Source organism: Azospirillum sp. TSH64, assembly GCF_003116035.1.
GTDB lineage: Bacteria > Pseudomonadota > Alphaproteobacteria > Azospirillales > Azospirillaceae > Azospirillum.
In genome coordinates, this window is the sequence record NZ_LGQW01000015.1 from 4288543 (window position 1) to 4303954 (window position 15412).

General features: G+C 67.8%; 15 protein-coding genes. 11 read left to right on the forward strand and 4 right to left on the reverse strand.

The window, feature by feature from the left end; translation table 11 throughout:
• Positions 1-38: 38 nt before the first annotated feature.
• From TSH64_RS20815 to TSH64_RS20830, 4 genes are all read left to right on the forward strand, one after another.
• A complete protein-coding gene (locus TSH64_RS20815) occupies positions 39-1154 on the forward strand; it encodes an FAD-dependent monooxygenase (protein WP_109447883.1) in 1116 nt (371 codons plus the stop codon).
• 126 nt (positions 1155-1280) lie between these two features.
• Entirely contained in the window at positions 1281-1808 is a 528-nt protein-coding gene (locus TSH64_RS20820; RefSeq protein WP_158285401.1) for an AraC family transcriptional regulator, read from the forward strand.
• Positions 1809-1872: 64 nt separating this feature from the next.
• Positions 1873-2475, forward strand: coding sequence for a TetR/AcrR family transcriptional regulator (locus TSH64_RS20825; RefSeq protein ID WP_109447887.1), 603 nt, complete (start codon positions 1873-1875; stop codon positions 2473-2475).
• Positions 2476-2560: 85 nt separating this feature from the next.
• Positions 2561-3799 carry a YbfB/YjiJ family MFS transporter gene (locus tag TSH64_RS20830; protein ID WP_109447889.1) on the forward strand — a complete coding sequence of 413 codons (1239 nt, stop codon included), beginning with the start codon at positions 2561-2563 and terminating at the stop codon, positions 3797-3799.
• On the opposite strand, the gene TSH64_RS20835 is transcribed toward TSH64_RS20830, so the two are convergent.
• Positions 3763-4698 carry a LysR family transcriptional regulator gene (locus TSH64_RS20835; protein WP_109447891.1) on the reverse strand — a complete coding sequence of 312 codons (936 nt, stop codon included), beginning with the start codon at positions 4696-4698 and terminating at the stop codon, positions 3763-3765. The genes TSH64_RS20830 and TSH64_RS20835 overlap by 37 nt on opposite strands.
• 89 nt (positions 4699-4787) lie before the next feature.
• Here TSH64_RS20835 and TSH64_RS20840 point away from each other — a divergent pair, with 89 nt between their 5' ends.
• Together TSH64_RS20840 and TSH64_RS20845 are read left to right on the forward strand one after the other, a co-directional pair.
• Entirely contained in the window at positions 4788-5807 is a 1020-nt protein-coding gene (locus tag TSH64_RS20840) for an NADP-dependent oxidoreductase (RefSeq protein WP_109447893.1), read from the forward strand.
• Positions 5808-6059: 252 nt separating this feature from the next.
• Positions 6060-6452 (forward strand): GNAT family N-acetyltransferase, encoded by a 393-nt coding sequence (locus tag TSH64_RS20845; RefSeq protein WP_247873066.1) that lies wholly within the window; start codon positions 6060-6062, stop codon positions 6450-6452.
• 13 nt (positions 6453-6465) lie between these two features.
• Here the strand turns inward: TSH64_RS20845 and otnI are convergent, their stop codons facing one another.
• On the reverse strand, positions 6466-7248 hold the full coding sequence (otnI, locus tag TSH64_RS20850) for a 2-oxo-tetronate isomerase (RefSeq protein ID WP_109447897.1): 783 nt from the start codon (positions 7246-7248) through the stop codon (positions 6466-6468).
• A gap of 231 nt (positions 7249-7479) precedes the next feature.
• Here otnI and TSH64_RS20855 point away from each other — a divergent pair, with 231 nt between their 5' ends.
• From TSH64_RS20855 to TSH64_RS20875, 5 genes are all read left to right on the forward strand, one after another.
• Entirely contained in the window at positions 7480-8169 is a 690-nt protein-coding gene (locus TSH64_RS20855) for an MOSC domain-containing protein (protein WP_109447899.1), read from the forward strand.
• A 205-nt stretch (positions 8170-8374) separates the two neighbouring features.
• Positions 8375-9790 (forward strand): aspartate ammonia-lyase, encoded by a 1416-nt coding sequence (aspA, locus tag TSH64_RS20860; protein ID WP_109447902.1) that lies wholly within the window; start codon positions 8375-8377, stop codon positions 9788-9790.
• Positions 9791-9893: 103 nt separating this feature from the next.
• The gene (locus TSH64_RS20865) at positions 9894-11171 is read left to right on the forward strand and encodes a dicarboxylate/amino acid:cation symporter (RefSeq protein ID WP_109447904.1); all 1278 of its coding nucleotides are present in this window, start codon (positions 9894-9896) and stop codon (positions 11169-11171) included.
• Between the two features lie 126 nt (positions 11172-11297).
• Positions 11298-13148: an ATP-binding protein gene (locus tag TSH64_RS20870; RefSeq protein WP_109452876.1), complete on the forward strand. Its 1851-nt coding sequence runs from the start codon at positions 11298-11300 to the stop codon at positions 13146-13148.
• Positions 13121-14461 carry a sigma-54 dependent transcriptional regulator gene (locus TSH64_RS20875; protein WP_109447906.1) on the forward strand — a complete coding sequence of 447 codons (1341 nt, stop codon included), beginning with the start codon at positions 13121-13123 and terminating at the stop codon, positions 14459-14461. The genes TSH64_RS20870 and TSH64_RS20875 overlap by 28 nt, the downstream gene beginning before the upstream one ends.
• 19 nt (positions 14462-14480) lie before the next feature.
• Here the strand turns inward: TSH64_RS20875 and TSH64_RS20880 are convergent, their stop codons facing one another.
• Positions 14481-15074: a zeta toxin family protein gene (locus tag TSH64_RS20880; protein ID WP_109447908.1), complete on the reverse strand. Its 594-nt coding sequence runs from the start codon at positions 15072-15074 to the stop codon at positions 14481-14483.
• The gene (locus TSH64_RS20885; RefSeq protein WP_109447910.1) at positions 15071-15313 is read right to left on the reverse strand and encodes a hypothetical protein; all 243 of its coding nucleotides are present in this window, start codon (positions 15311-15313) and stop codon (positions 15071-15073) included. Before TSH64_RS20885 ends, TSH64_RS20880 begins: the two co-directional genes overlap by 4 nt.
• Positions 15314-15412 lie beyond the last annotated feature (99 nt).

The window sequence follows — 15412 nt, forward strand, 5'->3', positions numbered from 1 at the left end:
TGGCCCTGTTCGAGTTCCCTCTTTTTGAAGGAAAAGCCATGAAGACCCTGCGTGTGAGGATCGTCGGCGGGTCGGTCGGCGGCCTGTTCGCCGCCGCCCTGCTGCGGCAGGAGGGGCACGATGTCCGCCTGTACGAGCGCTCCGGCGGCGGGCTGGCCGGCCGCGGCGCCGGGCTGGTCGGTCAGCGCGACCTGTTCGCCCTGCTGCGGGCGGTGGGCTGCGAGCATGTGGCGCAGGTCGGCGTCGTCGCCCATGAGCGCATCTTCCTCGACCGCGCCGGAGAAATCCGGCAACGGCAGGCGACGCCGCAGATGCAGATCTCCTGGGACCATCTGTACGCCACGATGCGCAGCAAGGTGCCCGACGACAGCTATGTCCTGGGCCGGGCCGTCCTGGCGGTGGAGCAGGATGGCACCACGGCGACCCTGCAATTCGACGATGGCAGCCGGGAGGAGGCCGATCTGGTGATCGGTGCCGACGGGCTGGGGTCCATCGTCCGCTGCGCGGTGGTGGGCAGGCACGCCGCCAACGAGTATGCCGGCTATGTCGCCTGGCGCGGGCTGGTTCCGGAACGCGAGCTGCCGGCGGAATCCGCCATCCTGCTGGACCGCTTCGCCTTCTTCGACATGCCGCAGTCGCACACGCTCGGCTATCTGGTCACCGGGCCTGCGGCGGAAACGGCGGTCGGGCAGCGGCGCTACAACTGGGTCTGGTACAGGCGGGTGGCGGCGGCCGAACTGCCGGCGCTGCTGACCGACGCCAAGGGACGCCACCACCCCCACTCGCTGGCGCCGGGGCAGGTGCCGGAGACGGTGGCGGCACGGCTACGGCAGGACGCGGCGGACCGGCTGCCGCCGCCCTTCGCCGCGGCCATCGCGGCGGAGCCCCGCCCGTTCCTCCAGGCCATCTTCGATTACGAGGTGCCGGCGATGACGCGCGGCCGGGTCGCTCTGCTGGGCGATGCCGCCTTCGTGGTCCGTCCGCACACGGCGATGGGCGTCGCCAAGGCGGCAGGAGATGCGATGGCGCTCGTCCGGCAGCTGTCGAACCATCGGGATGTCGAGACCGCCCTCCAGGCCTACAACGAGGAACGCCACCCGGCCGGGGCCGCCATCGCCGCCTACGGACGCCGGCTGGGCGCGATGCTGGAGTGAGCATCATACCAAGGGATAGCAACCGTAAAGCCATGGGGCGATGCGGGCGACCCCAGCGTGCGATTCCACCATGCGACCCAGGCAAGCGAAACTTCCTGCATGCCATGCCACGCAGGGAGCCTTCAGATGCTTCAGCCCGCAACCGCCGACGACAGGATGGTCGCCACGCTGGTGACCCACGCCCTTGCGGTGCTGGACCATGACCCCGACGGTGCGCGGCGCTGCCTCGACCGGCTCGCCTCCCTGTTCGCCGGCCGGCGGGAAGAGCCGGAGGCCGTCGCCGCACCGCCGCCGTCCAAGGGTGGCCTGAGCTCCTGGCAGCTCCGCAGGGTAACCGGGCATATCGAGGCCAACATCGCCCGACCGATCAGGGTGGAGACGCTGGCCGCCCTGGTCGGGCTCAGCAGCGGGCATTTCACCGCCGCCTTCAAGGCCAGCACCGGCGAAACGCCCCATTCCTACGTCATCGGGCGCCGCGTGCATCTGGCCCAGCGCCTGATGCTGGAAACCGACGAGCCGCTCTGCCAGATCGCCTTCGCCTGCGGCTTTGCCGATCAGGCCCACCTGACGCGCCTGTTCGGGTCCAGGGTCGGGCAGACGCCACTGCGCTGGCGCAAGGCAGGGCAGCGTTTGTGCGGCACCGAAACCCCTTGACCCCGGACCATCCCACCCTGATTTTAGATCAGACGATCTAAAATGAATTCGGGAGGCGGAAGCGATGGCTCGGCCGCGGAAGTTCGACGAGACGGCGGTTCTGGACGCGGCGGTGGACCGCTTCTGGACCCAGGGCTTCGAGGCGACCTCCACCAGGGAACTGGCGGAGAGCATGCAGATGACGCTCGCCAGCGTCCACAACGCCTTCGGCGACAAACGGGCGCTGTTCCGCCGCTCGCTGGAGCATTACCTGGACGGCTCCCTGCGCGCCCGCATCGCCCGGCACGAGGCGGCACCCTCCCCGGCAGCGGCCATCGCCGGCTTCCTGCGGGAAAGCATCGAGCGCTCGCTCGGCGACGGCTGCCGGCGCGGCTGCCTGCTGGTCAACTCCGCGCTGGAGGTCACGCCGGCCGATCCGGAGATGCGCGATTACCTGAACGCCGAACTGGCGACCATCGAGAACTTCTTCCGCCGTTGCATCGTCAAGGGACGGCAAGGCGGCGAGATCCCCGCCGGCATCGGTGCCGACGATGCGGCCCGCCTGCTCTTCTCCTGCCTGCTGGGCATCCGGGTGCTGGCCCGCGTCCGCCCCGAACGCAGCCTGCTGGAGGGGGCGGCCCGTGCCGCCCTCGCCAGCCTCGGCCTGCCACCGATGCCGGACATCTGATCGGCCCCGCCGAACTCCATTCCCGAGATCTCCCGATCAACCGGGCGGGCCGCAGCCGCGGCGCCGTCAACAGGGACGCACGCCCATGAGCACGACCTCCGTTGGTGCGAAGGATCACCTCGACAGTTCCGCCTGGATGGCGACGTTCGCCGGCATGGCGGGCAGTCTCGTCGCCATCGGCCTGGCACGCTTCGCCTATTCGCCGCTGGTCCCGTCGCTGATCGAGGCGCACTGGTTTTCCGCCGGTGACGCCGTGACGCTGGGGGCGGCGAATTTCGCCGGCTATCTGGCGGGCGCCCTGCTCGGCCGGCCGTTGGCCGGGCTGCTGCCGAACCGGGCGCTGCTGCGGCTGCTGATGCTGGCGACATCCCTCGCCTTCATCGCCTGTGCCTATCCGCTCTCGCTGGCCTGGTTCTTCGGATGGCGGTTCGTCTCCGGCCTTGCCGGCGGCGCCATCATGGTGCTGGTCGCGACCAGCATTTTGCCTCACATCCCCGCCTCGCGGCGCGGCTTCGTCAGTGGAATGATCTTTCTCGGCATCGGGCTTGGCATCGCCGCGTCGGGCACCGCCGTGCCGGCGCTGATGCGGCTCGGCCTGCAAGAGACGTGGCTCGGGCTTGGCGGGCTGTCGCTGCTGCTGACCGCCCTGTCCTGGTTCGGCTGGCCGGCCTCGGCACCGCCGCAAGGAATCGCCGCCCCGGCGGTGGAACACGCCCCAAAGCATGAAGGGGGTGTCCTGCGCACCCTCTACGGCGAATATGCGCTGAACGCCCTTGGGCTGGTGCCGGTGATGCTGCTGCTGGTCGATTACGTCGCCCGCGGGCTGGGCCATGGCGCGGACACCGGTGCTTTCTATTGGGTCCTGTATGGCGTGGCGTCAGTGGCCGGGCCCGTCGCCGTCGGATCGCTGGCAGACCGGGTCGGCTATGCCGCGGCCTACCGCATCGCCCTGCTGCTTCAGGCCGTGGCCGTCGCCACCCTGGCGGTCAGCGGTAATCCGTTGGTGGTCGGCGCTGCTACGGTGATCATCGGCGCCCTGACGCCGGGCGTGGTTCCCCTGGTGCTGGGCCGCATCCACGAACTGCTGCCGCACAGCCAGACCGAACAGCGCGCGGCCTGGAGCCGGGCCACCACCGCCTTCGCCCTGTTCCAGGCGCTGGGCGGCTACGGATACTCCTATCTCTTCACCCACAGCGGGCAGAGCTATGCCGCCGTCTTCCTGTGCGGCGCCGTCGCCCTGACGGTTGCGCTGGGCGCCGACATCCTGGTCAACGCCCGCCGCCGCCATCATCCGGGGAAGCGGGCGGCCGCCATCCGGTCCTGAAACTCCTTCTGCAAGTGGTCCAGGAAGGCGCGCACCGCCGGGTTGGTACGGCGGCTTTCCGGCCACAGCGCGGTGATGGTGTGCCGCTCGACGGCGAAGTCGGACAACACCGGGATCAGCCCGCCACGCGCCACATAGGGGGCGGCGATGAAGGTGGCGGCGATGCCGATGCCGCCGCCGGCCGCCAGTGCGGCGACCAGCGCGTCGCTGACATCGACGACGATGCCGGACGGCGGTACGACCTCGACCAGACGCTCGCCGATCCGGAAGGGCCAACGCAGCGTCTGTCCCGTGCTCTGGAAACGCAGGCTGACGGTGTCGTGACCATCCAGCCCGTCCGGGTGCACCGGCGTGCCGCGAGCCGCCAGATAGGCGGGCGAGGCGAAGCAGCAGAGCCGATGCGACGCCAGCCGACGCGACAGCAGCCGTGAATCCGCAAGCTCGCCGATCCGCACCGCAACGTCGATCCCCTCCTCGATGAGATCGACCATCCGGTCGTTCAGGCGCAGATCGACCGACACCTTGGGATGGAGCCGCCGGAAGCCCGGCAGCGCCGGCGCGATGACATGGACGCCGATCGGCAGCGACGCCGCGACCCGCAGCGTGCCCGACGGTTCCGAGCGGGCCGCCTTCGCCGCCTGCTCGATCTCCTCCGCGTCGCGCAGCAGCCTCAGCGCATGCTCGTGCAGATCCCTGCCCTCCGCCGTCAGCGTCAGCGAACGCGTTGTCCGGGTGAACAGCGACACCCCGAGCCGCTGCTCCAGCCGCTGCACGCTCTTGCTGACGGCCGAGGGCGAGACCGACAGCGAACGGGCGGCGGCGGTGAAGCTGCCCAACGTCCCGGCACGGGCGAAAGCAATCAGGCCGGTCAGGCTTTCCAGAATGATTTGTTCCTTCATGGCATGAGTGAAGCGATACCGAGACCGATTATCAATCCGAAAGCTGCCGGCCATATGGTCTTCCGGTTCTGAAGCCTGGAAAGGGGACCATGATGAACGAGACGATGAAAGCAGTCCGGTTGCATGCCTTCGGCGGTCCGGAGGTGCTGGTTTACGAAGATGCGCCGAAGCCCGTGCCGAAGCCGGGCGAGGTCCTGATCCGCGTCCATGCGGTCGGCATCAATCCTCCCGACTGGTACCTGCGCGACGGCTATCGGATGCTTCCTCCCGAATGGCAGCCGAAGGTCTCCTTCCCCGTCATCGTCGGAACGGACGTTTCCGGCGTCGTCGAGGCCGTCGCCGACGATGTGCGCACGCTGGCGCCCGGCGACGAGGTCTACGCGATGATCCGTTTTCCTGCCGGCCTCGCCGGGGACAGCCGGGCCTATGCGGAGTATGCCACCGCACCGGCAACGGATGTCGGCCGCAAGCCGGCCGGGATCGACCATGTGCAGGCTGCCGCGGCCCCGATGTCTCTGCTGACCGCATGGCAGTTCCTGATCGATCTGGGCCACGACGAAGCGAACCCGCTCCAGCCGCACCAGCACCTGCCGGTGCCGCTCGACGGCAGGACCGTGCTGGTGAACGGGGCCGCCGGCGGTGTCGGACACCTTGCGCTTCAGCTTGCGAAATGGCGGGGCGCACAGGTCATCGCCGTCGCCTCCACCCGGCATGAGGTGCTTCTGCGCGACCTCGGCGCCGACGATGTCATCGATTACACCAAGGTCAAGGCCGAGGAGGTGGTGCGCGGAGTCGACCTTATCGTCGATGCGGTCGGCGGTCCATCCTCCGCCCGGTTCCTGAAGACGCTGAAGCGCGGCGGCGCCCTGTTTCCGATTTTCCCGCTGGGCCTCGACGCCGCGACCGAGGCGGCCGAGCGGGGCGTCACGGTTTCGGCGACGCAGGTCCGCTCCAACGGCGCGCAACTGACGGAAATCGCCGGACTCCTTGACGACGGCACCATCCGCGTCGTCATCGACAGCGTCTTCCCTCTCGCAGACGCCCGCCTGGCCCATGAGCGTGCCGCAAAGGGCCATGTGCAGGGCAAGATCGTGCTCACCGCCGTCTGAGTGGGCGGTCCCGTCACGCATGACCCGCCAGCGGCCTCGTTCCAGCGGCGGCCCAGCCGGATGCATTCAAAGATTGCATCCGGAAGCCACGATCACCCGGCAGATCGAAGCCCAAGCTCAAGCCCAGGCTTGCAACCTGCTTCACGTACGCACCATTCTGTGACCGCAGCCGGTATGAGAAAACCGACACCGAGAGGACACGACGTGCAGTCAGAGATTGTTGAGATTTCCGAAGGACAGACTGAAGCGGCCGTGCCGGCCCTGCAGGTGCTGTGGCCGAAATATGAGGCGGCGGAGATGACCCGCATCATCGACACGGAGTTGCGACCGAACGGCTACCGCCTCGCCGGCATTTTCCCCGAGCAGGACGGCCCGGCGGCCTGCATCGTGGGCTTCCGCCTGCAACATTCGCTGTGGCTGGGGAAGTCCCTCTACATCGTCGACATGGCGACGCTGCCGGACTATCGCGGCCGCGGCTATGCCGCCCTCATCCTCGACTGGGTGAAGGCGGAGGCGGAACGGCTGGACTGCAAGGCGCTGCATCTCGACTCCGCTGTCGGTCCGGAGCGCAGCAGCGCCCACCGCGTCTATATGGGCAAGCGCTACCAGATCGCCTGCCACCACTTCGTGCACAAGCTGGGCTAGCCCCGCGGGATCGTCACTGGGCCGCTGCGCGATACGGGGCGAACCAGCCGAGCCCGTCCAGCGTGGCGGCGCGCGGCCGGTATTCGCAGCCGACGAAACCGCAATAGCCGAGCCGGTCCAGCTCGGCAAACAGGAAGGGCCAGTTCAGCTCCTCGCCGTCCGGTTCGTTGCGCGACGGGATGGAGGCGATCTGAACATGCCCGACCAGCGGCATCAGCCGGCGCAGCGCCACGGTCACGTCGCCATGCAGGATCTGCCGGTGGTAGAGGTCGAACTGGAGCCGGACGTTGGACAGCCCAGCCTCGGCGATCAGCCGTTCGGCAAGGTCGAAATCGTTCAGGAAATAACCGGGCATGTCGCGCCCGTTGATCGGCTCCAGCAACAGCTCGATCTCACGGTCAGCCAGCGCCTCTCCGGCATGGCGGACGGCCCGCCGGTAGGCGTCGAGCGCCACCGGATCGGCGGAATCGGCCAGCCCGGCCATCATGTGGAGACGCCGGCAGCCGGTCGCGCCGGCATAATCGAGCGCCTTGGCGACCGCGGCGCGGAACTCGTCGAAGCGGTCCGGCAGGGCGGCAAGCCCGCGTTCCCCGGCGGCCCAGTCGCCGGGCGGCATGTTGAACAGCGCCTGGGTCAGGCCGTTGCGCTCCAGCCGCTTCCCCACCGCGTCCGGTGCATGTTCGTAGGGAAAGAGATATTCGACCGCCCGGAACCCGACATCGGCGGCGACAGCGAAGCGGTCCAGGAACGGCCACTCCGTGAACATCATCGTCAGATTCGCGGCAAAGGCGGGCATGGCGGCGGTAAGCTCCTACAGGCTGCTGACTGTGTCTGGAGACTGCCTCATCCGATAGCTTCCGGACAACCGCCGGCTTCCCGTCGAACAGCCTGTCCGTCGTCTTGCGCGTGCGCGCCGCAATGCTGACCTGCCAAGGCTGCGCCTTGGCTGGCGCCGGGCGGGCGGCGATAAGGAAACGCACGCCTGAAGCCGAAGCCATTCGGCAGTCACCAAAGCGGAGAACGGCCGATGACCAAGTCCACCATGCTGAACGCAGTCCTGACCGGCAAGGCGGTCCCGTTCGGCCGGCCGGACACGCTCAGCGCCATCGGCAAGCATCCGGTCGATGCCGCCATTGCCATCGGTCCGGCAGGCCTGGAGGGCGACGAACAGGCCGACCGCCGCAACCATGGCGGGCCGGACAAGGCGATCCACCATTATCCCTTCGACCATTACGCGGCCTGGCGCGGCGACCTGCCCGCCCCCTGCCCGCTGCTGGAATCCGTCGGTGCCTTCGGCGAGAATTTCTCGACGCTCGGCCTGACGGAGGAGATGGTCTGCGTCGGCGACATCTTCCGCATCGGCACGGCGACGGTGCAGGTCAGCCAGGGGCGCCAGCCCTGCTGGAAGCTGAACCACCGCTTCGGCGTGACGGACATGGCGCGGCGGGTGCAATCAACCGGCCGGACCGGCTGGTATTACCGCGTGCTGGAACCGGGCATCGTCGCCGCCGGCGGCGGGATCGCTCTGGTCGAGCGTCCGCTGCCCGACTGGCCGCTCGCCCGCATCCTGCGTGCCTTCTACCACGACACCGGCGACCTCCCCACGCTCGCCGGCATTGCGGAACTAGAGCCGCTTGCCACCGGCTGGCGCACGCTCGCCCGGCGCCGGGTGGAGAGCGGCAGGGTGGAGGACTGGTCCAACCGCCTCGGCGAATAGTCCGGCCCGTTCGGATTTCCGAACGCCCGAGCGCGGGGCTCATTCGGAAATCCGAACATCAGCGGCTCTGACCAGCAATCCTATCCAAAAAGATCAATGGCTTAGGCCGCGACGTCCTGTCAGCCCGCGCTGGCATGACGGTTGCTCCTGATTGGGTGCGTCCCGCGCAGACGGGACGGTCTCAATCAAGGGAGCGAAACGTCCAATGCCTGCCACAACGCGCACCGAACACGACCTGCTGGGCGACCGCGAAGTCCCGGCCGATGCCTATTACGGCGTCCACACCCTGCGCGCTGTCGAGAATTTCCCGATCACCGGCACGCCGATCTCCCACTACCCAGATCTGGTCCGGGCACTCGCCGAGATCAAGATGGCAGCCGCCCGCGCCAACCATGAACTCGGGCTGCTGAATGCCGAGCGGGCCGACGCCATAGCCGCCGCCTGCCGCGAAATCCGCGCCGGCAAGCTGCACGACCAGTTCGTCGTCGACGTGATCCAGGGCGGCGCCGGCACCTCGACCAACATGAACGCCAACGAGGTGATCGCCAATCTGGCGCTGGAGATCCTGGGGCATCGCCGGGGCGATTACGCCCACCTGCACCCCAACGAGCATGTCAACATGAGCCAGTCGACCAACGACGTCTATCCGACGGCGCTGAAGCTGGCGACCTACACCGGCATTTTCCGGCTGGTGGAGGCGATGGGCCATCTGCGGGCCGCCTTCCAGCGCAAGGCCGACGAATTCCGCGATATCCTGAAGATGGGCCGCACCCAGCTGCAGGACGCCGTGCCGATGACGATGGGCCAGGAGTTTTCCACCTACGCCGTCATGCTGGCCGAGGATGAGGAGCGGCTGAAGGAGGCTGCCCTGCTGATCCGCGAGATCAACCTGGGCGCCACCGCCATCGGCACCGGCATCAATGCCCATCCCCAATACGCGGCCCTGGTCTGCCGCCGTCTGGCCGAGATCAGCGGCGTGCCCGTGGTCACCGCCCCCAATCTGGTGGAGGCGACGCAGGATTGCGGCAGCTTCGTCCAGCTGTCGGGCGTGCTGAAGCGGGTGGCGGTGAAGCTGTCCAAGACCTGCAACGACCTGCGCCTGCTGTCCAGCGGCCCGCGCGCCGGCTTCGGCGAGATCAACCTGCCGGCGCGGCAGGCCGGCTCGTCGATCATGCCGGGCAAGGTCAACCCAGTGATCCCGGAGGTGGTCAACCAGATCGCTTTCGAGGTGATCGGCAACGACATGACCGTCACCTTCGCCGCCGAAGCCGGCCAGCTCCAGCTGAACGCCTTCGAGCCGATCATCGCCCACAGCCTGTTCAAGAGCATCACCCACCTGCGCCAGGGCTGCCTGGTGCTGGCCGACCGCTGCGTCGACGGCATCACCGCCAACCGCGACCATCTGGAAGCGGGCGTGCGCAACTCCATCGGCATCGTCACCGCGCTGAACCCCTACATCGGCTACGCCAACGCCAGCGAGGTGGCCGCCGAGGCCCACCGCACCGGCAAGGGCGTCGCCGAGCTTGTGGAGGCGCGCGGCTTGATGACCGCCGCCGCGCTGGCCGAGGTTCTGCGGCCGGAGGTGCTGACCCAGCCGCGGCTGCTGGCGACCGCCGGCTGACCCGTTCCGCCAACCCGGCTCCGACCCGCTCGGGGCCGGCTCCCATCGACCGCAACCCGGCCGGCGCGTAGAGGCGGGCGGGACAAGGTGAGGTAACAGGACCATGAACAAACAGACGACGCTGATCATCGTCGCCATGCTGCTGGGCATCGTCACCGGCTATGTCTGCAACAGCCTGTTCGACGCGGCCACCGCCAAGGAGATCGCGGGCTATTTCGCGATGGTGACGGACATCTTCCTGCGGCTGATCAAGATGATCATCGCGCCCCTGATCTTCGCCACCCTGGTCGCCGGCATGGCCGGCATGGGCGACGCCCGCACCGTCGGCCGCATCGGCGGCAAGGCGGTGGGCTGGTTCCTGATGGCATCCTTCGTGTCGCTGTTCATCGGGCTGATCTTCGCCAACCTGCTGCATCCGGGCGCCAATGTCGGCGTGCCGCTGCCCGACGTGGCGGCCAGCGCCGGCCTGAAGACCTCTGCCCTGAACCTGAAGGATTTCCTGACCCACGTCTTCCCGCGCAACTTCTTCGAGGCGATGGCGAACAACGAGATCCTGCAGATCCTGATCTTCTCGGTCTTCGTCGGTCTCGCCATCGGCCAACTGCGCGACACCAAGGCCGGCCTGCTCGCCCGCTCGATCGAAGAGGTCGTGCCGGTGATGCTGAAGGTCACCGACTATGTCATGCGCTTCGCCCCCATCGGCGTCTTCGCCGCCGTCGCCAACGTGGTGACCACCCAGGGGCTGGGCGTGCTGCTGGTCTATGGCAAATTCATGGGCAGCTTCTACGTGGCGCTGGCCGTGCTGTGGGCGGTGCTGGTCTTCGCCGGCTTCTTCGTCCTGAAGGGTGACGTGTTCCGCGTGGTCAAGGCGATGCGCCAGCCGATGCTGCTGGGCTTCTCCACCGCGTCCAGCGAATCCGCCTATCCCCGCGTGATGGAGGAGCTGAAGACGCTCGGCGTGCGCGAGCGGGTGATCGGCTTCGTGCTGCCGCTCGGCTATTCGTTCAACCTCGACGGCTCGATGATCTACACGGCCTTCGCGTCGCTGTTCATCGCCCAGGCCTATGGCATCCCGCTGACGCTGGAACAGCAGATCGTCATGCTGCTGGTGCTGATGGTGTCGAGCAAGGGCATCGCCGGCGTTCCGCGCTCCTCGCTGGTGGTGGTGGCCGCGGTGCTGCCGATGTTCCACCTGCCGGAGGCCGGCGTGCTGCTGATCATGGGCATCGACCACTTCCTCGACATGGGCCGCACCGCCACCAACGTGCTGGGCAACGGCATCGCCACCACGGTGGTCGCCAAGTGGGAAAACGCCATCGGCACCGAAGAGACCGAGGAAGAGGTCGGCACCGCCCTCCCCTCCCCGGCCGCTGCCGGGTAACGGACCGATACTCTGGCCGATATCGTGATTGGCCGGTCCGGAAGACAGGCGGGCAATGGAACGGGGGCTTCTGCTATGATGCGGAGGTCACCGTCCCTACCCGCCTTTTTCATGGCCGCCTTTTTCATGCCCGTAGCAAGACGCCTCCGCACCATCGGCCTTCTCCTGCCGGCACTTGCCGGCCTGGCCCTGCTTGCCGGAGTCGCAGGCTTCCGCATCAGCGAGGGGATGGGCCTCGCCGCGTTGCAGGAGACCGGGCACCACCGGCTCGACCTCTATGCCGAGAGCCTTGAGCGCGAGATCGACAAATACGCCTATTTCCCGGCGACGCTGGGGCTGGAGCGCGACGTCCTCGACCTCGTCACCGGCCGGGCGCCGCTGGCCTGGGGGCTGAACCGCTATCTGGAGCGGCTGAACGAGCGGGCCGGCACCCTGTCGATCTATGTGCTGAACCGCCAGGGCCGGGTGCTGGCCGCCAGCAACTGGAACCGTCCCGACAGCTTCATCAACGAGGATCTGTCCTACCGCCCCTATTTCATCGAGGCCGCCGCCGGCCGCCAGGGCCGTTTCTTCGGGGTCGGCACCACGCGGGGGGAGGCCGGCTACTACCTGTCCTCGCCGCTGACGGAGGATGGCGCCATCGTCGGCGTGGCGGTGGTGAAGGTCAGCCTGGAGCAGCTGGAGCAATCCTGGTCGACGGTCGAGGCACCGGTGCTGGTCGCCGACGAGAACGGCGTGGTCATCCTCGCCTCCGTCCCCTCCTGGAAATTCACCACCCTGCGGCCGATGGACGAGCCGACCCGCCGCCATTTCGACCAGACCCTGCAATACAACGCCCGCCCGCTGTCGCCGCTGGGGCTGATGCGGCAGGAGCGCATCGCCGCCGACGCCGAACTGGTGCGCCTCTCCCGCCCGGCCGACAGACAGTTGGAGGAGACCGTCTTCCCGGTGTCCGGCGGGTTCCTGGCCCAGACGGCCCCCCTGCAAGGCACCGGCTGGACGATGACGGTGCTGTCGCCGGTCGATCAGGTGACCGGCATGGCCTGGACCCGCGCCGCCCTCGCCGCGATGGGCAGCGCCGTCCCCGGCATCCTGCTGCTGATGTGGGTGCAGCGCCGCCGCCACCTGCATGAGCTTGAACGCAAGGTGGAGGAGCGCACCCGCAACCTGCGCGCCGCCCAGGACGAGCTGGTCCATGCCGGCAAGCTGGCGGTGATCGGACAGCTCTCCGCCGGGCTGGCCCATGAGCTGAACCAGCCGCTGGCGGCACTCCGCACCTTGTCGGGCAACACGGTCAAGTTCCTCCAGCGCGGCAATCTGGAGGCCGCCCAGGGCAACCTGGAGCGCATCGCCCATTTGGTGGACAGCATGGGTGCCTTGACCAGCCAGCTGAAATCCTTCGCCCGCAAATCCTCCGGCGCCCCCCGCCCCATCGTGGTGCGCCGGCCCATCGACAATGCGCTGTTCCTGCTGGAGCAGCGGCTGCGACGGTCGGGTGTCGCCGTGCAGGTCGATGCGCCGGAGGATGTCGCGGCACTCTGCGATCCCAACAGGCTGGAGCAGGTGCTGGTCAATCTGCTCGCCAATGGCCTGGATGCGCTGGCCGGCCGGACGGGCGGCAGACTGACCTTGACCGCCCGGACGGAGGGCGACCGGGTGCGCATCGAGGTCGCCGACAACGGCCCCGGCCTGCCCGCCGAGGTGCTGCCCCGCCTGTTCGAGCCCTTCTTCACCACCAAGGAGGCGGTCAAGGATGGGACGAAGGAGGGGAGTGGCGGGCTCGGCTTGGGGCTTGCCATTTCGGCCGGGATCGTGCGTGACTTCGGCGGCGCCCTGACCGGGGCGAACGGTCCGGAGGGGGGGGCGGTCTTCACCATCGACCTTCCCGCCGCCACCCTTCCCACCGACCCGGCCTCAATCTTTGCCGCCGCCCAGGCCGGAGAATTCGTATGTCCGACCCTGCCGCCCCCGCCCTGAAGGTCCTCATCGTCGAGGATGATCCGAACGTCAGCCTCGGCTGCCAGCAGGCGTTGGAGTTGGAGGATATCCCGACCGAGGCGGTGGACAGCGCGGAGAAGGCCCGCCGGCTGGTGGCCGAGGGCTTTCCCGGCATCGTCGTCACCGACATCCGCCTGCCGGGCATGGATGGGATGGCTCTGCTGGCCGAGCTGCTGGCAAGCGATCCGGACCTGCCGGTGGTGCTGATGACAGGCCATGGCGACGTGGCGATGGCGGTGCAGGCGATGAAGATGGGCGCCCATGACTTCATCGAGAAGCCCTTCTCCCCCGACTATCTGGTCGAGGTGGTGCGCCGCGCCTTGGACAAGCGCCGCTTGACGCTGGAGGTGCGCGACCTGCGCGCCCGCCTGCAGAACCGCGACAGCATCGAGGCGCGGCTGGTCGGCGGATCGCCGCAGATGACGCGGGTGCGCCGGCTGATCGGCGACCTCGCCAGTTCGGCGGCCGACGTGCTGATCCATGGCGAAACCGGCTCCGGCAAGGAACTGGCTGCCCGCTGCCTGCACGACGCCAGCCTGCGGCGCGGCGGCAACTTCGTCGCGATCAATTGCGGCGGCCTGCCGGAAAGCCTGATCGACAGCGAGATCTTCGGCCACGAAGCCGGCGCCTTCACCGGAGCCGGCAAACGGCGCATCGGCAAGGTGGAACATGCCAGCGGCGGCACCCTGTTCCTCGACGAGATCGAGAGCATGCCGATGCCGGTGCAGATCAAGTTCCTGCGCGTGCTTCAGGAGCGCACGCTGGAGCGGCTGGGCTCCAACACGCCGGTCCACGTCGATTGCCGGGTGATCGCCGCGACAAAGGTGGACTTGCGCGAGCTCGCCGACCGCGGGAAGTTCCGCGCCGACCTCTATTACCGCCTGAACGTCGCCAATCTGCCGCTGCCGCCCTTGCGTGACCGGCGCGAGGACATCCCGCTGCTGTTCGAGCAGTTCACGCTTCAGGCCGCCGCCCGCCACGGCCGCCCGGTCCCGCCGCCGGATGCCGAGCGCATGCGCCGTCTGATGGCCTATGACTGGCCGGGCAACGTGCGCGAGCTGCACAATGTGGCCGACCGTTGCGTTCTGGGAATCGAACAGGGCTTTCCCCCCTTCGCGACCGCCCATCCCGCCGCCAACCGCCCGCTTGCCCAGACGGTGGAGGCCTTCGAGCGCGCCCTGATCGCCGATACCCTGCGACGCACCGACCACAGCCTCGCCCGCGCCGCGGAGGAGTTGCAGGTCGCCAAAACCACGCTGCACGACAAGATCAGGAAATACGACCTATCTTAAGCGGGTGCGGAGGGAAACCTTACTTCTGAGATGTTCTGAAGGCTTGTGGAATGGCTTCGGTGGCCCAGGCCGGAAGAACCGGAGACAGCTTGATTATCCGTTCCATTTCGAGGTTCAACAACAGGCGACGCTGTCCACCGGAATTGTCGAACACCCAGCTTCTGTGCGCAATCGCAACAGCGTCAGCCAAGGCTGCCATGCTGCGACCATATCGGCGCAGAATGGCCTCCTTCGGAACGTCATGACCGCCGAGGAGAACACGCGTCCGAACGCGCGCAGCGGAAATCGCGACGTTGCCAATGCCGACGAAAATGAGGTTGACCTTATAGCCGGCCTCTCGGGCGCGCCGCATCAACGCCAGCTCGCTCTTGCCCGTGAGCGTCGTTTCCATGGCGAAGGTCTCGCTCCGGTTCAGGTGGCCGTCGCGAAGCTCCAAAGCGATGCGGCCGGCCCGCATGTGGGCCGAGATGCTGTTCACGTCGTTCGGATCGAGATCGCGCGCGATGTCATCGGCGTTGACGAAAGGAATTCGTCCAATGAAGAACCGGCGTGCGATGGTCGACTTGCCGGCACCGTTCGGACCGGCGAGCACCCAGATCTGTGGCCGGATCATTCTGCGAACGATGAAACCAGGCGTTCGTCGCCTGTCGAGAAATCGATCAGTTCCGTCCGACCGTCCGGATATTCCTTGATCACGCACCCCGGCAGCGTGTCGTCCTTTGTGTAATAGACCGGCACGCCGGCGCGAAGCACACGACGCATTTCTGCCCCGTCATCCTGCTCCAATTGAGATTCTAACAGACGCTCCTGTTCCGGGGTCATCCTGTCCAGATTGCCGGGTGTCAGGTCCATCGCTCGGTATCCCCCGCAGTTCCTTGATCGCAATAAACAGTAGGACTCTGCTGAAGGAGGACAAAGCATATTGTGAAAAGGGCTTGCGCCCTCCCATCG